Annotated in this window: 18 protein-coding genes and 1 pseudogene; 9 read left to right on the top strand and 10 right to left on the bottom strand. The window is 72.3% G+C overall.

Features of this window, described 5'->3' with window-relative positions:
- Positions 1-3: 3 nt before the first annotated feature.
- Positions 4-900: an SGNH/GDSL hydrolase family protein gene (locus QOL88_RS01905; protein WP_097214776.1), complete on the bottom strand. Its 897-nt coding sequence runs from the start codon at positions 898-900 to the stop codon at positions 4-6.
- A gap of 186 nt (positions 901-1086) precedes the next feature.
- On the opposite strand from QOL88_RS01905, the gene QOL88_RS01900 reads away from it, so the two are divergent.
- Positions 1087-1884, top strand: coding sequence for a VOC family protein (locus tag QOL88_RS01900; RefSeq protein WP_097214775.1), 798 nt, complete (start codon positions 1087-1089; stop codon positions 1882-1884).
- Between the two features lie 59 nt (positions 1885-1943).
- Complete coding sequence (locus QOL88_RS01895) at positions 1944-2657, top strand: ribonuclease H family protein (RefSeq protein ID WP_097214774.1); 714 nt, start codon at positions 1944-1946, stop codon at positions 2655-2657.
- Here the strand turns inward: QOL88_RS01895 and melC2 are convergent, their stop codons facing one another.
- On the bottom strand, positions 2658-3479 hold the full coding sequence (melC2, locus tag QOL88_RS01890) for a tyrosinase MelC2 (RefSeq protein ID WP_097214773.1): 822 nt from the start codon (positions 3477-3479) through the stop codon (positions 2658-2660).
- 32 nt (positions 3480-3511) lie between these two features.
- Entirely contained in the window at positions 3512-3880 is a 369-nt protein-coding gene (melC1, locus tag QOL88_RS01885) for an apotyrosinase chaperone MelC1 (RefSeq protein WP_097214772.1), read from the bottom strand.
- 340 nt (positions 3881-4220) lie between these two features.
- On the opposite strand from melC1, the gene QOL88_RS01880 reads away from it, so the two are divergent.
- From QOL88_RS01880 to QOL88_RS01870, 3 genes are all read left to right on the top strand, one after another.
- Positions 4221-5432, top strand: coding sequence for an FAD-dependent monooxygenase (locus QOL88_RS01880; protein ID WP_097214771.1), 1212 nt, complete (start codon positions 4221-4223; stop codon positions 5430-5432).
- 92 nt (positions 5433-5524) lie between these two features.
- The gene (locus tag QOL88_RS01875; protein WP_097214770.1) at positions 5525-7015 is read left to right on the top strand and encodes an MFS transporter; all 1491 of its coding nucleotides are present in this window, start codon (positions 5525-5527) and stop codon (positions 7013-7015) included.
- Positions 7012-7596 (top strand): TetR/AcrR family transcriptional regulator, encoded by a 585-nt coding sequence (locus QOL88_RS01870; RefSeq protein WP_097214769.1) that lies wholly within the window; start codon positions 7012-7014, stop codon positions 7594-7596. The genes QOL88_RS01875 and QOL88_RS01870 overlap by 4 nt, the downstream gene beginning before the upstream one ends.
- Before the next feature lie 12 nt (positions 7597-7608).
- On the opposite strand, the gene QOL88_RS01865 is transcribed toward QOL88_RS01870, so the two are convergent.
- Complete coding sequence (locus QOL88_RS01865; RefSeq protein ID WP_107426730.1) at positions 7609-7752, bottom strand: hypothetical protein; 144 nt, start codon at positions 7750-7752, stop codon at positions 7609-7611.
- 77 nt (positions 7753-7829) lie between these two features.
- Between QOL88_RS01865 and QOL88_RS01860 the strand changes: the two genes are divergently transcribed.
- Positions 7830-8813, top strand: coding sequence for an aldo/keto reductase (locus QOL88_RS01860; protein WP_097214768.1), 984 nt, complete (start codon positions 7830-7832; stop codon positions 8811-8813).
- A 9-nt stretch (positions 8814-8822) separates the two neighbouring features.
- Here the strand turns inward: QOL88_RS01860 and QOL88_RS01855 are convergent, their stop codons facing one another.
- Entirely contained in the window at positions 8823-9170 is a 348-nt protein-coding gene (locus tag QOL88_RS01855) for a hypothetical protein (protein WP_097214767.1), read from the bottom strand.
- 151 nt (positions 9171-9321) lie between these two features.
- Between QOL88_RS01855 and QOL88_RS01850 the strand changes: the two genes are divergently transcribed.
- Positions 9322-9819 carry a DUF6328 family protein gene (locus tag QOL88_RS01850; protein WP_257027383.1) on the top strand — a complete coding sequence of 166 codons (498 nt, stop codon included), beginning with the start codon at positions 9322-9324 and terminating at the stop codon, positions 9817-9819.
- Here the strand turns inward: QOL88_RS01850 and QOL88_RS01845 are convergent.
- The 3 genes and pseudogenes from QOL88_RS01845 to QOL88_RS01835 form a co-directional block, all read right to left on the bottom strand.
- Positions 9820-10452 (bottom strand): annotated as a pseudogene (locus QOL88_RS01845) (DUF2238 domain-containing protein); the annotation flags it as partial.
- Positions 10453-10534: 82 nt separating this feature from the next.
- Positions 10535-10960, bottom strand: coding sequence for an SsgA family sporulation/cell division regulator (locus QOL88_RS01840; protein WP_097214764.1), 426 nt, complete (start codon positions 10958-10960; stop codon positions 10535-10537).
- 62 nt (positions 10961-11022) lie between these two features.
- The gene (locus QOL88_RS01835) at positions 11023-12060 is read right to left on the bottom strand and encodes a hypothetical protein (RefSeq protein WP_179878736.1); all 1038 of its coding nucleotides are present in this window, start codon (positions 12058-12060) and stop codon (positions 11023-11025) included.
- A gap of 148 nt (positions 12061-12208) precedes the next feature.
- On the opposite strand from QOL88_RS01835, the gene QOL88_RS01830 reads away from it, so the two are divergent.
- Positions 12209-12904 carry a hypothetical protein gene (locus tag QOL88_RS01830; protein ID WP_097214763.1) on the top strand — a complete coding sequence of 232 codons (696 nt, stop codon included), beginning with the start codon at positions 12209-12211 and terminating at the stop codon, positions 12902-12904.
- Here the strand turns inward: QOL88_RS01830 and QOL88_RS01825 are convergent.
- Positions 12801-13772 (bottom strand): LLM class F420-dependent oxidoreductase, encoded by a 972-nt coding sequence (locus QOL88_RS01825; protein WP_097214762.1) that lies wholly within the window; start codon positions 13770-13772, stop codon positions 12801-12803. The two genes, QOL88_RS01830 and QOL88_RS01825, sit on opposite strands and share 104 nt — an antisense overlap.
- Positions 13773-13844: 72 nt before the next feature.
- On the opposite strand from QOL88_RS01825, the gene QOL88_RS01820 reads away from it, so the two are divergent.
- A complete protein-coding gene (locus QOL88_RS01820) occupies positions 13845-15296 on the top strand; it encodes a serine hydrolase domain-containing protein (RefSeq protein WP_097214761.1) in 1452 nt (483 codons plus the stop codon).
- Between the two features lie 81 nt (positions 15297-15377).
- Here the strand turns inward: QOL88_RS01820 and QOL88_RS01815 are convergent, their stop codons facing one another.
- The gene (locus QOL88_RS01815; protein WP_097222808.1) at positions 15378-17042 is read right to left on the bottom strand and encodes a serine/threonine protein kinase; all 1665 of its coding nucleotides are present in this window, start codon (positions 17040-17042) and stop codon (positions 15378-15380) included.
- Positions 17043-17258 lie beyond the last annotated feature (216 nt).

Raw genomic sequence — 17258 nt, 5'->3', positions numbered from 1 at the left:
CGGTCAACGCGCCGCCTGTCGAATGGTTTTGGCGACCACCCGGGCGAGGCGCAGGATCCCGGGGGAGCGGACCGGGCAGGGCTTCGGCCGGCTGGTGGTGGGGGCCAGGCAGAAGTGCAGAGAGTCGTCGTCGCGGTGCAGGGCGGTGCGGTCACGGCCGGGCTGTGTGCACAGGCCGCGACGGGCCCGCTCGTACGCCGTGCACGGCAGGGACTGCGTCCAGGTGTAACGGCCGCCGGCCGGGCTGACCGCCTTCCCGGCGTCCGCCACGAGGTCCCCCGAGGCGGCGGCCCGCTTCTCGTAGAGCGCGTTGACACGCCGGACCCGGTCGGGGGTGATCGGATCCGGGCCCTGCGACACCCAGACGATCCTCGGGCGGCTGCCGCCTCCGGCCGCGGCGATCTGCTCGGTGAGCCGCAGCGCGTCGGCGGCGCGGCTGAAGTACCGGGCCGGGGACTTGTCGTAGGTGATGCCGTCCATGCACGGCGTGTAGCCCCAGGAGTTCCCCCAGAACTGCAGGACCACGAAGTCGGGCCGCAGCCTGCGTACCAGCGCGGCGGCCTTGTCGGCGGCCGGCACCAGGGAGCGGTCGGCCGTGCCCTCCAGGTAGTCGCACAGGGTGGTGCCGGAGTACGGGGCTCCGGTGTACTTCGCCCTCAGGTCCCGGCGTAACTCCTGGCCCAGGACCTTCTGGCCCTCCATCGCGAGGGAGTCCCCGAGGTACAGCACCGTGGGCGCCTTCCCCGGCAGCGCTCCGGAGGAGGCGGGGGCGCGCTGGTGGGTGGTCGTCGACGCGCGCGGTGCTGCCGGTGCCGGCTCCTCGGGTGCGGCTGCGGGATCCCCGCACCCGCCGAGGAGCATCCCGGCCAGCAGTACCCCCACGACCCACGGCTTGCGCATACGGCAACTCCCGCCCCGGCCACCGAAAGGGCACTCAGGCAAGCACAGCCGGGCGCCGGAGGGAAGACACCCGCCGTGTGAGGGGCCGCTCGACGCGCGAGCAGACCCTCGGGTGACTAGCGTGAGGAAGCGGACGATTCCGCTCATACCTCACTCGGATCGACTCGTTCGGAGAGGGCCGCAGCCATGGCCGTGCAACCTGAGGGAACCCCGTGCTGGGCCGACGCGATGTTCAGTGACCTCGAAGGGGCCAAGAACTTCTACGGCGAGGTCCTCGGCTGGACGTTTGCCGAGGCGTCCGCGGAGTTCGGCACCTACACGCAGGCCTCCGCGAACGGCAAGGCGGTCGCCGCCGTCGTCCCACCCATGCCCGGCCAGGAAGGCCTGTCGCAGTGGTGCCTCTACTTCGCGTCCCAGGACGCCGCCGCCACCGCGGCCAGGATCCGCGACCACGGCGGCGAGGTGCTGATGGAGCCGATGCGGGTCGCCGACTTCGGCACCATGTGCCTGGCCCGCGACCCCGGCGGCGTCGTCTTCGGCGTCTGGCAGGCGGGCACCCACGAGGGTTTCCAGGCGATGGGAGAACCCGGCGCCTACACCTGGGCGGAAGTCTTCACCCGCGAGCCGGAGAAGTCCGACGCGTTCTTCCCCGCCGTCTTCTCCTACCGGCAGCGGGACATGCGGGACGGCGAGATGGACTTCCGGATCTACGACCTGGGCGAGCGCACCGTGCTGGGCCGGATGAAGATGGGCGAGGAGTTCCCGCCCGAGATGCGGCCGTACGTCAACGTCTACTTCGGGGTCGAGGACTGCGACGAGGCCGTGGCGAGGGCCACCAAGCTCGGTGGCGTGCTGCGGTTCGGCCCGATGACCACTCCCTTCGGCCGGTTCGCGGCGATCAGCGACCCCCAGGGCGCGAACTTCTCGGTGATCGACACCACGACGACCGAGGGCGAGATGCCGCAGCTGACCGACGTGGCCTAGGAGGGCGACCGTTTGAGGCACCCCGGACCTCCCGGCCGGACGGTTCCCGCGGTCATGGCATGATCGAGCGCATGCGTGAACGTGTAGTGGCCGCGTGTGACGGGGCTTCGAAGGGAAATCCCGGACCCGCCGGCTGGGCCTGGGTCGTCGCCGACGCTTCCGAGACGCCGCAGCGGTGGGAGGCGGGGCCGCTCGGCAAGGCCACCAACAACGTCGCCGAACTCACCGCGCTGGAGCGCCTGCTGGCGGCGACCGAGCCGGACGTGCCGCTCGAGATCCGGATGGACTCGCAGTACGCGATGAAGGCCGTCACCACCTGGCTGCCGGGCTGGAAGCGCAACGGCTGGAAGACCTCCGCGGGCAAGCCGGTCGCCAACCAGGACCTCGTGGTGCGCATCGACGAACTCCTCGACGGCCGCTCGGTCGAGTTCCGCTACGTCCCCGCCCACCAGGTCGACGGCGACCGGCTCAACGACTTCGCCGACCGCGCCGCCAGCCAGGCCGCCACGGTCCAGGAGCCCGCGGGCAGCGGCCTCGGCTCCCCCGAGCCGCCGCCCGCCCCGGACACCCCGGCCAAGGCCCCCCGGTCCCGCCCGCGCGGCGCCGCCGCCCGCGGCACCAAGACCGCGGGCGGGAAGGGCTCCGCGCGCACGATCAAGGCGAAGTTCCCCGGCCGGTGCCTCTGCGGCCGCTCCTACGCGGCCGGCGAGCCCATCGCCAAGAACGACAGCGGCTGGGGCCACCCGGAGTGCCGCACGGGTGCGACCGTCTGATCAGACGTCGAACGTGTAGTGCGGGGTGTGGTCCAGCAGGTCCGCCGGGCTCATGTCGTGCCACGGCCGCATCGTCTCGTTGAGGTCGATCACGTTCGGCGTGCCCGCGGCCGGCAGATAGCCGGAGCCGGGGTGCCGGCGCTGCCACTCGGCCCACAGCTTGTCTATGTAGGCGTGGTGCAGCCAGAACACCGGGTCGTTGGGGGACACCCCGGTGGCCATCTGCCCGCCGACCCAGACATGGACGCGATTGTGCAGGTTGACGCCCCGCCACCCTTCGAGGTGGTTGCGGAAGCCGTCCGAGCCGCTGTTCCAGGGCGCCATGTCGTACGTGGACATCGCGAGCACCGACTCGACGTCGGCCCGCGTCGGCAACTCGCGCGTCCCGGAACCGAGGGAGCGTCGCAGGAACGTACGGCTGTCGACCCGCACGTTGATCGGCCAGTTCCCGCCGGACGCTGAGAACGCGCCGTCCGTCACCCGGCCGTCCCGCTCCCGCCCGGTGCCGCCGAGGAAGTCGGGCGCCCACAGAGAGGCGCGCGGCGTACGGTCGACGGTCCAGTCCCAGTACGGCAGCGACACCGACGCGTCCACCGACTGCAGCGCCCGCTCGAACTCCAGGAGGAATCTTCGGTGCCAGGGCAGGAAGGACGGTGAGCGGTGCCCGGTCCGCTCGCCGTCGTCGGTGTCGGAGACGATGAACGCGTTGTGCGTCGTGACGAACTCGTCGTAGCGGCCGCTGCGCTTCAGCTCCAGCAGCGCGGCGACGAAGCGCCGCTTCTCGTCAGCGGTCAGGGTGGACTGGTTCTTGCGGACAGCCATGTGCGGGTGCTCCAGATGCCTTGCGGTGCGGGTCAGTTGGCGGGGAAGGGCAGCAGGGGTGCGCCCTGCAGCTCGTCCACCGCGGCGCGGGCGGCGGCGCGTGGGGTGGCCACCGGGTCGTAGTGGCTGACGACACTGATCCAGCTGCCGTCGGCGTTGCGCATCATGTGCAGCTCGACCCCGTCGACGAACACCGCGTAGCCCCCGCCGTGGTGCCCGTGGTGACCGGACCCGGTGGCCGGACGGCCCTGTATCCGGCGACCCTTGTAGACCTCGTCGAAGCTCCCGGGGGAGTCGTGGTGCTCGGCGGCCGAGGCGGGGATGACGGCTGACAACGTCCCCGCGCCGGTGGCGAGGACGGCCGCGGCGGTGAGCGCGGTGCGACGGCTGAGTTCCGGCATACGGACCTCCTGGGTGGATCGGGTTGATGACCCCGCATGCCTACCGGCCCGCCCGCTACCGGGAGAAATCCACGCGAGCCGGTTGGCTGCGATCCGGGCAATTCCCCTTATGTCATGCAACGTTGAACGAAGATGATCTTGCCCAGAGGGGGCTGTGTGCCCGTACGGAAGGGGAAATTCCACCCGCGGGGGGTGCTGTGGCGGATGTTTCTGCCCGTGCGGTCCGAGGCTCGTGGTACGCGTCACGCCGCGAAACTGGCGCGATTCGGCGGTCCGGTGGGAGGTGCCCGGCTCCTGCTACTCTGCGTCCGCAATCGACAGCTCTCGGTAATTCTCAGGGGTGTTCGTGAAGGTCGCCTGTGTCGGCGGCGGGCCCGCCGGTCTGTATCTCTCGATCCTGCTCAAGCGGCAGGACCCGTCCCACGACGTCACCGTCTACGAACGCGATCCGGAGGGCTCCACGTACGGCTGGGGCGTGACGTACTGGCGCCATCTGCTCGACCGGCTCCACGAGCAGGACCCCGACTCGGCGGACGTCCTCGATGCCGACTCGGTCCGGTGGAGCGAAGGCGTCGCCCACGTCCGGGACCTGACGACCCGGCACAGCGGCGACCAGGGCCACGGCATCGGCCGCCACCGGCTGCTGGAGATCCTCGCCGCCCGGGCCCGCGATCTCGGCGTACGCCTGGAGTACGAGCGCGAGGTCACCGCCGGCGACCTGCCCTCCGGCACCGACCTGATCGTGGCGGCCGACGGCGTCCGCAGTGCCCTGCGCACCCGCCACGCCACGCACTTCGGCAGCCGGCTCACGCCCGGGCGCAACCACTTCGTCTGGCTCGGCACCACCAAGGTCTTCGACGCCTTCACCTTCGCCTTCGTGGAAACAGCCCACGGCTGGATCTGGTGCTACGGCTACGGCTACGGCCCCGACCGCAGCACCTGTGTCGTCGAATGCGCACCCGAGACCTGGACCGGCCTCGGTCTCGACCGCGCGAGCGAGGCCGACGGCCGCGCCCTGCTGGAGAAGCTCTTCGCGGACGTCCTGGACGGGCACCCCCTGCTGGGCCGCCCCGGCGGCACCCCGTGGCAGACCTTCCGCACCCTGACCAACGACAGCTGGCACCACGGCAACCTCGTCCTGCTCGGTGACGCCGCCCACAGCACCCACTACTCCATCGGCGCCGGCACCACGCTCGCCCTGGAGGACGCGATCGCCCTGGCCGCCGCGCTGCGCGAGCACCCCGAGCTCCCGCAGGCCCTCGCCCGCTACGAGCGGGAACGCAAGGCGGCCCTCCTCCCCGTGCAGAGCGCGGCCCGCTACAGCGCCCAGTGGTACGAGAACCTGCCGCGCTACATGCACCTGCCCCCGGAGCGCATGTTCGCCCTGCTCGGCCAGCGTCACTCGCCCCTGCTGCCCTACGTCCCGCCCCAGCTGTACTACCGGCTCGACCGGGCGGCAGGGCAACTGGAACCACTGCTGCGGTTCAAGCGCTGGCTGGGGCCGAAGGTCGCGCGAACCATGCACGCACGGTCACTGGCCTCGCGGGAATAGCCCGCCCCGGCCTTGGGTGAATTGCTATTCACCGGCTAGGGTGAATAGCAATTCACCCGCGCCCTCGCCCGGCGCTGCCCGCTGGAGAGCCGATGGACCAGACCGCCGCGATACCCGAGCCGCCCCGTGCGAGCACCCTTCGGGAACGGCTCACCGTCCCCGTGCTCGCGTTCGGCGGCATCCTCATGGCCGTCATGCAGACCGTCGTCGTGCCTCTGCTGCCCGACCTGCCCCGGCTCACCGGCGCCTCGGCGGGCGCGGTCTCCTGGATGGTGACGGCCACCCTGCTCTCCGGCGCGGTCCTCACCCCGGTCCTGGGCCGGGCCGGCGACATGTACGGCAAGCGGCGCGTCCTCATGGCGGCCCTCGGGCTGATGACCGCCGGCTCGGTCCTGTGCGCCCTGACCTCCGACATCGTCGTGCTCATCGCCGCCCGCGCCCTCTCCGGAGCCGCCGCGGCGGTCGTCCCGCTGTCCATCAGCATCCTGCGGGACGAACTGCCCCCGCAGCGCCGGGGATCGGCCGTGGCGCTGATGAGCTCCACCGTCGGCATCGGCGCCGCGCTCGGTCTGCCGCTCGCCGCGGTGATCGTGCAGTACGCGAACTGGCACACCATGTTCTGGGTGACCAGCGCCCTCGGCGCGACGGGCGTGACCCTGGTGTGGTGGGCCGTGCGCGAGTCGCCGGTGCGCGAGCCCGGCCGCTTCGACGTCCCGGGCACGATCGGGCTGGCCACCGGGCTCGTCTGCCTGCTGCTCGGGGTGTCGCAGGGCGGGCAGTGGGGCTGGGCCGGCGCCCGAGTCGTGGGACTGTTCGCCGCCGCCGTCGTCGTGCTCGCGCTGTGGTCGTGGCAGCAGCTCCGGACCGAACGGCCGCTGGTGGACCTGCGCTTGGTGGGGCAGCCCCGGGTCGGCCTGTCCCATGTGGCCGCGCTGCTCGCCGGGTTCGCCTTCTACGCCAACACCCTCGTCACCGCCCAGCTGGTGCAGGCGCCCGTGGCCACCGGGTACGGACTCGGGCTGTCCATCGTCGCCACCGGCCTGTGCCTGCTGCCCAGCGGCATCGTCATGCTCCTGCTGTCGCCCGTCTCCGCCCGGATCTCCGCGGCGCGCGGTCCGCGCATCACCCTGGCCCTCGGGGCGACGGTCATCGCCGCCGGGTACGCCGTGCGCATCGCCGACAGCCGCGAGCTGTGGATGATCATCGCGGGTGCCACGGTCGTCGCGATCGGCACCACGCTGGCCTACTCGGCGCTGCCCACCCTCATCCTTCGGGCCGTGCCGCCCGAGCAGACCGCCTCCGCCAACGGGGTCAACGTCCTGATGCGCACGATCGGCCAGGCCGGCTCCAGCGCCGCCGTGGCCGCCGTCCTGGTGCACCACACCAGTCCGGTCGGCGGCGTACCGGTGCCCACCCTGCACGGCTACCTGCTGGCGTTCGCGATGGCCGGCGCGGTCGCGCTGGTCGCCGCCGCGGCGGCGCTGTGCATCCCCGGCGACCGCGCACCGGACGTCACGGACGGCCCGGATCAGGCCCGGGAGCGCATCCGGGGCGCGCGCGACGAGGCGATGGAGGGAGCATGAGTGCCGTGAGCACTCCACCCGTCACGCCCACACCCGCCCGCAGGGACGCCGAGTCGACCAAGGCGGCCATCCTGAAAGCGGCCCGCTACCTGCTGGCCCGGCACGCGCACGGCGACATCACCCTCAAGGCCGTCGCCGACCGCGCCGGGGTGAGCCCGCCGCTGATCCTCAAGTACTTCGGCAACAAGGACACGCTCTTCGCCCGGGTCATGTCCTTCGAGACCGACGCCGACGCCCTGCTGGCAGCGCCGCTGGACGACCTCGGCCCCCACATGGTCCGGCACGTCCTGGTCAGCCAGTCCGAGCAGGGCGCCGACCCCCTGCTGCGGATCGTCTTCGCGCCCCTGCACGGAGAGCAGGGCGACATCCTGCGCGCCAACTTCCGCACCCAGGTCACCGACCGCCTCACCGCCCGGCTCACCGGTCCGGACGCGGGCCTGCGCGCCGAACTGGCCGTCGCCACCCTGCTCGGCCTCGGCGTCATGTACGGCATCGCGCGCGGCACCGAGGTGCGGGCGCACGCCGTCGACGCCCTGGTGGACCGGTACGCCCCGACCGTGCAGGCGTACCTCACGTCCTAGGGTGCGTCCGCGTCAGCCGAACAGCCGGTCCAGGAAGGCGTTGCCGTACACGCGGTGCGGATCGAGCCGGTCCAGCGCCGGGTCCGCCTCCGCCCACGCGGCCCGGCCGACCGCCGCCGGGACGACGTCGTCCAGCACCTCCTCGTCGTCCCGCACTCCGTCGTGCGACTACGCCCTCCGTGGCCGTGTCCCACGTTCCGCGCGACGCCGGGACGGATGACAGACTGACGCCCATGGACGAGCGCACATTCGACAGGTCGGGTCAGCACGCCTCCGTCATCGGTCTGGGCACCTGGCAGTTGGGGGCCGACTGGGGAGACGTCGACGACAAGGAAGCCCTCGCGGTACTGGAGACGGCGGCCGAAGCCGGGGTGACCTTCTTCGACACCGCCGACGTCTACGGCGACGGGCGCAGCGAGCAGACCATCGCCTCGTTCCTCAGCGGCCGCCCGGACCTGCACGTCATGGTCGCCACGAAGATGGGCCGCCGGGTCGACCAGATCCCCGGGAACTACGTGCTCGACAACTTCCGCGCCTGGAACGACCGCTCCCGGCGCAACCTCGGTGTCGACCGCATCGACCTGGTGCAGTTGCACTGCCCGCCGACGCCCGTCTACTCCACGAACGAGGTGTTCGACGCGCTCGACACCCTCGTCGAGGAGGAGCGCGTCGCCGCCTACGGCGTCAGCGTCGAGACCTGCGAGGAGGCGCTGACCGCCATCGCCCGGCCCAACGTCGCGAGCGTGCAGATCATCCTGAACCCGTTCCGCATGAAGCCCCTGCGCGAGGTGCTCCCGGCCGCGCGCGAGGCGGGCGTGGGCATCATCGCCCGGGTGCCGCTGGCCTCCGGCCTGCTGTCGGGCAAGTACACCCGGGACACCGTCTTCCCGGAGAACGACCACCGCACCTACAACCGGCACGGCGAGGCCTTCGACCAGGGCGAGACCTTCTCCGGCGTCGACTACGCCACCGGTGTCGAGGCGGCCGCCGAGTTCGCGGCGCTCGCCCCCGAGGGATACACCCCGGCCCAGCTGGCCCTGCGCTGGATCGTCGAGCAGCCCGGCGTCACGACCGTGATCCCCGGCGCGCGCTCACCCGAACAGGCCCGGGCCAACGCGGCCGCCGCCCGCCTCCCGCAACTGCCCGGCGAGACGCTGACGGCGATCCGCGACCTGTACGACCGGCGCATCAAGGACCAGGTCGAGTCCCGCTGGTGAGGTCGCCTCTCACGGCTCCAGGAGCAGCTGCCTCTCCTGCTCCTGGTCGCCGGAGGCGGCGCCGTCGTCGCGTGCCGTGAAGACCCGGGTGAGCGTGTCGCTCGCCCGCCGCACGGCCTCCGGGCTGCCCTGCACGGTGACGGTCACCGGTGCGGACAGCCGCCCGGGACCCGCTCCGTCGCCGCCGGCGGGACGCGCGTCCGTCTCCCCGTCGAAGGTCGCCGTGTGGACCGTCGCGTTCTCGTCGGCGGGAAGCTCGTCGGGCGACCCGAACGTGCCTTCCAGGGCCCGGACGACCGCTCGCGCGTCGTCGGCGCCTCCGCCGCTGAGCGTAACGGTGAGCTGCGTTCCGGACATGAGTCCACGACCTCCTAGGTTCTGCGTCATTCGCGCCGTCCGTGTAACCGTCCCCGGGTCGCTCAAACCGCTCCCGGGGGCCCGCGGGACGGCGACTCGTTCCGGGGAACCCGTGAAGGAGGAGGGCTCAGGTCTCACACCGGGAGGAACAGTGGCGGACGCGGCAGAGGGCGGGGCCATGCGCCGGGGGCGCAACGAGACGGAGGAGGAGAGAGCGGACCGGATGTGGCAGGAGCTCATCCAGGAGGTCCGCGTGGCGCAGATGGGCGTCCAGATCCTCTTCGGCTTCCTCCTCACGGTGGTGTTCACCGAGAAGTACGACGACCTCTCCGGCACCGACCAGACGATCTATCTCGTGACGGTCGTCCTCGGTGCCTGCGCGACCGGGGCGCTCATCGGCCCGGTGGCCCTGCATCGCCTCGTCGCCGGGCGGCGCGTCAAACCCCAGGCGGTCCAGCTGGCCTCCCGGTTCACCCTGCTCGGCCTCGTGCTGCTGCTCGCCACGACCACCGCCTCACTGCTGCTCATCCTGCGCGTGGCCACGCACGACGGTTTCGTGCCCTACCTGGTCGCCGGTGTGGTCGGCTGGTACCTGCTGTGCTGGTTCGTCCTGCCGCTGTGGACCCGGCACCGCTACACGTCGAAGTGACGGCACCGCCGCCAGCTGCCGGTCGTGCACCCGGCTGAGCAGCAGCAATGAGGCGGTGGCCCCGACCAGCGCGCAGAACATGTCCCACTGCGTGTCCCACACGTCGCCCTGGGTGGCCAGAAAGGCGTCGGCCGAGTGCCCTGCGGCCACGGCGGCCGCCCACTCGAGCATCTCGAAGACGGCACTGAAGGCCAGACACGCGCACACGGTCAGCGGAGCGAGCCAGCGGCTGCCGCGCAGCGGCGAGGTGCGCACCAGCAGCTCGCGCACCAGCAAGGCCGGGACGAAGCCTTGCACCAGGTGGCCGAACCGGTCATAGGGATTGCGATCCAGACCGAAGGTGTCCCGGACCCGGTCGCCGAGCGGCACCTCGGCGTAGGTGTAGTGGCCGCCCACCATCAGCACCACGGCGTGGGCGGCCAGCAGGCAGCACAACAGACCGGTGAGCGGGAAGCGCCGCCGGGTCAGCACCAGCAGTGGCAGACCCACGACGACCCACACGACCTCCAGGAACCAGGTCATGCGGTCGTGCGGGTTCCACCCGGACAGGGCCAGCACCGCGAGCACACCCCAGGCGAGGACGGCGGGCAGCAACGGCCGGTGACCCGGACGTACGTCGGACACAGCGGACATGGCGGGCTCCTTTCGAGGCAGCCCATCGTCCGGCCGGGAGCGGGCCCTCGGCATGAGTACGCCTACTCAGACCGGCCGCGGTTCAGCCCCCGGCGAGCACGCCCGCCAGGAAGTCGTCGACATGGACCTCCTCGCTGCCCGGCCGCACCACCTCGTAGGTCTCGCGCAGGAACGCCGCGAACCCCGGCGCCCAGGCGAACACCACGGCGTGGTGGCGGCCGCCGTCGGTGTGGGCGTCGCCGAAGAACTCCAGGCGCAGTTCCTGCCACATCCCTCGCGCTTGAGGGCGCATCCGCACGTCGCCCACCCCGACCGGACGCCGCAGCGCGTCACCGAGCATCTCCCGGTCCAGCTGCCACCGGGCGAGAACGCGGCCGTCATGGCTGAAGACCACGGTGACGGCGAACGGGTCCGCTGCGTCGTAGCTCAGGTGGGCGAGCACGGAGAAACGGTCCGTGTCGCCCGCCTGGAGCTGCACCACCAGGGTCTTGTGGACGAACGAGTTCACGAGGGGGCCTCCGGGAAGAACCGACGTAGAGCCCTCTAGTACCCCCGATTTCGCCGGAATGCTCAGCCGACCGGGTGATTCCCGCGAGCGCCGCGCAGTGACTCGATGCACACCGCGACGGCCCGCTGCAGATCCTCCAGACGCTGCACCATGTCGTCCTCGTAGAACTCCCCGGCGTCGTCGAAGGTGAGCTCCTCGAACACCTTGGTGGCCTTCTGGAGGCTGCTGTAGAACTTCGTGCGCCGCTCCTGCACCCGCAGCCCCGGGTCCGTCTCCACGACCTCGACGACGAGGGACTTCATCGTGTCGTACGCCTCGGCGGCCCACTCGCCGGCGTCCTCGCCCTCGTCGAGCTCGTCGATGAGCGACAGGTGCCGCTCGGCCTCCTGGCGCAGGTCGGCGGGGGCGTCGACGGTCTGCCCGGCGGGCGTCTTGATCTGCCCCGACTCGGCGATCTGGCGCACGTAACCGATCCGGTCGGCCGCCCTGCTCTCCCCGGCGACGGCCTTCTTCAGCTCGTCGGTGCGCACCACGTCACGGGCCAGCTCCGACTGCAGGTCCGGGTCCTCGCGGACCCGGTCCAGCAGGGCCTGGCGGGCGGCACGTGCGGTGGAGGGGTCGGCGAGGATCGCGGCGCGCAGCGCGGTGGGGTTCTCCGCCACCTCCAGGGCCTTGGTGGGCCGGATGCCCTCCGCCTCGGCGGCCTCGGAGATGGCGGTGCCGCGCTCGGACGTGGCGCTGTTGCGGGAGACGTAGTAGCTCAGCCACACGTCGGCGTCCGGCAGGTCCACCTCCTGACCCGGCGTCAGCGCCTCGAAGTGCGGAACCATGCCGTCGTCCGCCGCCCGGTCCCACGCCTTGTAGTAGCGCATGACCCGCTCCGGGGAGCAGCCGGCGAGTTCGGCGAACTCCTTCGCGGACACCTTCGGCGTCTCGTCCGCGCCCTGACCGCCGGGCCGCACACTGCGCGCCACCTTCAGCCCGAAGGCCCACCCTCCGGTCCGGGCGTACGCCCCGAACTCCCGCGCGTCCCGCGCGACCAGGTCGGACAGGGGCGCCGGGGCGACGGGGGTCTCGGGCGGGGTGATGGCAACGGTCACGGACGACTCTCCTGAGGCGGGGCAGATCGGACTGCACGAGGTGCGCACGGAAGCCTAGCGGCACCCGCTGACCTCGCCGTTCACCGCCCGCGCGGCCCGTCCGAAAACCGTTGTCCCGGGCGGACGCGGGTGCGGGAGGATGCCGGGCATGGTGCGACAGGAAGCGGACACGTCGCTACGCCGCTGTGCGGAGTGCGGCGGCTACGCGTACGGCGGTGCCCCCGCCTGTGCCGCCTGCCGCGGCCTGGTGGACGGCATCATCGAGAGAGCGTGGGCCGCGTACCTGGAGCAGTGGGACACCGCCGCGGGCGACGACCAGGAGCGTGCCCTGGCCGAGATGGTCGTCGCCGAGCCCGACCGGCACGACTGGCGGCTGGTGGACGCCGCCCTCGACCGGCTGGTGTGCCCCGACTGCGGCGGCCGGCTCACACGCGGCCCGGTCGGCTGCCCGGCCTGTGACCGGGCGCACGGCTACCGCTACGCCGCGATCGAGACGGACCGGCCGGGTGTACCGCCCGGCAACGAGCACGCGATCCGGGTCAACGTCTCGGTGGTGCGCAGACCCCAGGTCACCTCGGAGAGCGAAGTGCTCGTCCGGCGGCTGCTGCTGCCCCTCCTGCTGGCCGGGTTCCTGCCCACGACCGAGGAGGCCCAGCGGGTGAGCGCGCTCGTGAAGACGAGCCCCCCGGAGCGGAGGGCTCATCTGGTCGAACGGGCCGTGGAGGCGCTGGCCGAGGACGTCAGCCGAACGCGTCGCGCAGCGCCGGCAGGAGGGTCTTCTCCGACCAGTCCAGGTACGCCGGCTGCGACTCGCCGCCGATCTGGACGAGGGCGATCTCGGTGAACCCGGCCTCGGCGTACGGGCGGACGGCCTCGACGAACGCCTCCGGGTCGTCACCGCACGGGATCGCGTCGGCGACGTCGTCCTGCCTGACGAACTGGGTGGCCGCGTCGAAGGAATCGGGATGCGGCAGCTCCGAGTTGACCTTCCAGCCGCTGCCGAACCAGCGGAACTGGGAGTGCGCCCGCTCGACGGCCGCGTCCCGGTCGGGGTCGTAGCAGACCGGCAGCTGGCCGATGCGGGGCTTGCCCTGGCCGCCGTGCCGGTCGAAGGCCTCCAGCAGCCCGGTCTTGGGCTCCGTGGCGATCACCAGGTCGCCGAGCCGGCCCGCGAGTTCGCACGACCGCTCCCCGGAGACGGCGATGCCGATGGGCGGCGCCTCGTCCGGCAGGTCCCACAGCTTGGCCGACTCCACGTCGAAGTGCGTGCCGCGGTGGTTGACGTGTCCGCCCTTGAAGAGTTCGCGGATGATCTCCACGGCCTCCTCGAACATCTCGTGCCGCACATCGACGGACGGCCAGCCGCCGCCCACCACGTGCTCGTTGAGGTTCTCGCCCGAGCCCAGCCCCAGCCGGAACCGGCCCTCGGACAGCAACTGCAGCGTCGCCGCCTTCTGCGCCACCACCGCCGGGTGGTAGCGGAACGTCGGGCACGTCACGTACGTCATCAGCGGGATACGTGACGTGGCCTGGGCGGCCGCGCCGAGCACGGCCCACGCGTACGGCGAATGACCCTGCGAGCGCAGCCACGGGAAGTAGTGGTCGGAGGTCACCGAGAAGTCGAAGCCGACCTCCTCGGCCCGCACCACGTGGTCGACGAGCTCTCGGGGCCCGGCCTGCTCGGTCATCATCGTGTATCCGATTTGCACCATAACCAGCGAGTCCCCTGACAGCGGTCCCGGAAACGGCTCGATCAAGGTCGCCGACGGGTGCAGGATGCATCCATGAGTGCTTCCCCCCTGCCGACTTCCGCTCCGGCCGCCCAGGGTGTCGACGCCTCTGGTGTCCACGCCTTCCTCGACGCCCTCGAAGCCGCCCCCGAGATCGAGCCGCACAGCCTGATGATCATGCGGCACGGGCACCTGGTGGCCTCCGGCTGGTGGGCGCCGTACACCCCCGAACGCCCCCACCTGCTGTACTCGCTCAGCAAGAGCTTCACCGGGACCGCGGCGGCCCTGGCCGAGGCCGAGGGACTGCTCGACTTCGACGCGCCGGTGATCTCGTACTTCCCGGAGTTCGAGGCCGACATCACCGACCCGCGCAGCCGGGCCATGCTGGTCCGGCACGTGGCGTCCATGGCGAGCGGCCACCGGCGGGACACCGTCGACGAGGCCTTCGGGCGGGACCCCGCCGAGCCCGTACGTGGGTTCCTGCGGCTGCCGCCCGACGAGGACCCGGGCACGGTCTTCGCCTACAACCAGCCCGCCACCTACACGCTCGCCGCGATCGTCCAGCGGGTCACCGGGCAGTCGCTCAGCGACTACCTGCGGCCCCGGCTGCTGGATCCGCTGGGCATCGGCGACGTGGCCTGGCGCCGTGACCGTGCCGGCCGCGAGCTCGGCTTCAGCGGCCTGCACGCCACCACCGACGCCGTCGCCCGGCTCGGCCTGCTGTATCTGTGCGACGGGCTGTGGGAGGGCAGGCGGCTGCTGCCTCGGGGATGGGCGGCCCGGGCCGCGCAGCCCCACATACCGACCGCGGGGGCCATGGGTGACGTGGACCGGCAGGACTGGGACCGGGGTTACGGCTATCAGTTCTGGACGTCCCGCCACGGCTACCGGGGGGACGGCGCCTACGGCCAGTTCTGCCTGGTGCTGCCGGAGCACGACGTGGTGATCGCGGCGACCTCGGCGACCGAGCGGATGCCGGAGTATCTGAATCTGGTGTGGGAGCACCTCGTGCCCGCCTTCGGCCCCGGGCCGCTGACCGGCCGCGAGGCCGCCGACGCGGAACTGCGGGAGCGTCTCGCCCGGCTCGCGCTGCCGCCCGCCCCGGGCCGTCCCGCGGCCCCGGAGCGGGAGGAGGACTGGGCGGCCGCCGCGTTCTCGCCCTCCGCCGAGACCGGGCCGGTCCGGGCGGCCGGGCTCACCCGGGACGCGGACGGCTGGACGCTCACCCTCACCGGAGACAGGGACCGTCCGGACCACCCGGACCGGCTCGCCCTGCGTCTCGCGGGGGAGGGCTGGGCGGTCGCCGAGGAACCCGTCCCGACCGCGGTGAGCGGTGGCTGGACCGATGCCGGCACGCTCGCGGTGGAGGTGGTGTTCCTGGAGACCCCGCACCGCCTGGCGCTGACCTGCTCCCTCGCGGCCCGGACGCTCACCGCGCACTGGCGCACCCAGCCGCTGCACGGCGGCCGGCTCACCACCCTGCGCGCCCCGCGCCGCTCAGCCTGAGCCGGGCGGGAAGGCCTTGCGCGGTCCGGCCTCCGCCGGAAGGTCTTGTGCAGACTGAGCCCGGCGGTCGGAAGGTCTTGCTCAGACTGAGCCCGGCCGGAAGGTCTTGAAGAACGTGCGCAGCGCCTCCTGGTTGGCGGCGTCCTCCCAGTCGGCGTCCGGGGTCGTCCAGCGCAGCGAGAAGCTGCGGCCCTCACCCAGCAGGAAGCCGCGGCCGAGGGTGTGCACCCGGGTGCCGTCGACGTCGGCGGTCCACTCCATGTCGGCGGCCTTGCAGCCCTGGTACGTCGTCGCGCGGATCGCGCCGATCCGGTCGTAGCCGTCCGCCTGTTTGAGGTTGGGTTCGACGTCGTCCCGCCACACGGCCACGGGGTCCGGGCCGGCCTGATCGCTGAAGGTGACGGCCAGCGTGCGGTCGTCCCCCCGGGCGCCGAAGACGACCCGGTACGCCTCACCGTCGCGGTCGGTGTCCAGCCGCTTCCAGCCCTCGGGCAGCGCGACCGAGAAGCCCTCCGCCGCGCGGTAGCGCTGGAAGCCGGGTGGCAGGGCCGTGGCCGGGGCGGACGGTGTGGGCGTGGGAGTCGGGGACGGGGACGACGGCGTGGGGGTGGGGGAGGGGGACTTGGGCGGGCTGGGCGGGCTGGGCGGGCTGGGCGGCTCGGACGGATCGGCGCTGTCGCCGCCCGTGCCCTCGCCCGGTGTGGCGGCGGAGGCCGGTGGTCGGACCGGTGATTCGGCCGCGTCGCTGCCGCTGTCCGTGCCGGGCAGCCCCTGGGTCGCGGCGAGCACGGCGACCGCTACGGTGACGACGGCCAGGGCCGTTCCCGCCACCAGGGTCCGTCTGCTCCACGCCGGGCTCCCCGGGCGCACCACGGCGTAGCCGCCGCGCAGCCGTGGGACCGGTGCCGCGGCCAGGGCGGCCTCGGGATCCTCGCTCAGTGCCCGGGTCAGCGCCTCACGCACCACCTGGCGGTTCAGCCGTTCCCGTGAGTCCTTTCGGAGTAGCCCCTGTACGGCCTGGGTGAGCGGCCCGGCGCGCACCGGCGTGCGCAGCGGCAGCCGGTCCACGCCCTTCAGGGTGTTCTCCGGGCGTCCCCGGTCCCGGAACGGCGGGCGCCCCTCGACCATCGTGTACAGGATCGAGCCCAGTGCCCACAGGTCGGCCGCGGGGCCGATGCGCTGGTCGCGGGCCTGCTCCGGGGAGGCGTACGCGGGTGCCGTGAGTCGGGGCGCGAGGGTCGCGCCGGCCAGGCCGAAGCCGGTGACGACGACCGAGTGGTCCTCGCGCACGAACACCTGACCAGGACTGAGCTCGCCGTGCGTGATGCCCTCGGCGTGCGCGGCGTCCAGCACGTCGAGCAGTTCCAGGCCGATCCGCGCCGCCCGCACGTAGTTGAACGTGCCCTGTTCCGAGAGGAGTTCGCCCAGCGGGGTGCCGTCGATCCACTCGTTCACGACCCACAGGGCACCGGCCTCCTCGACGGCGTCGACGACCGTGGCGATCCGGCCCGGGCACAGCAGCGCCATGTTCTCGGTGGTGCGCAGCAGGCGGGCGGAGGCCCGGCGCTCGGCCCCGCCGGGGTCCTCCGGAAGCCCGACCTGGGTCACGAGGCACGGGCGGGAGATCTCACCGGCCCCGGTGTCCTCGGCATACCAGCAGATGCGGTTGGTCTCGCGCTGGATGATCTCTAGCAGCCGGTACCGGCCGGCGACCAACTGGTGTGTGGAGACGTGCGCCCTGCCCATGGCCATCCCTCGCTGGAAACCTGGCTCTGACCTTTTCCAGAGGTACGGGGGATGAGGCACCCTGCGTTCAAATGGATCGCAACTCCGTGTTCATTCCTGTCTTTTGTTCAAGAGATGGGAGCAACTGTGCGAGGAAAAGCTCCTTCGTCACCTCGGGCGCGGTTCACCTCGGTCGCCGGGGCCGCGGCGGGCGCGGAGAATTCGCCCGCCACCGCC

It is taken from the genome of Streptomyces sp. Ag82_O1-12 (genome assembly GCF_900182715.1).
In the GTDB taxonomy this organism is placed as follows: Bacteria; Actinomycetota; Actinomycetes; order Streptomycetales; family Streptomycetaceae; genus Streptomyces; species Streptomyces massasporeus.
This window is presented reverse-complemented; position numbering and strand designations above follow the sequence as displayed.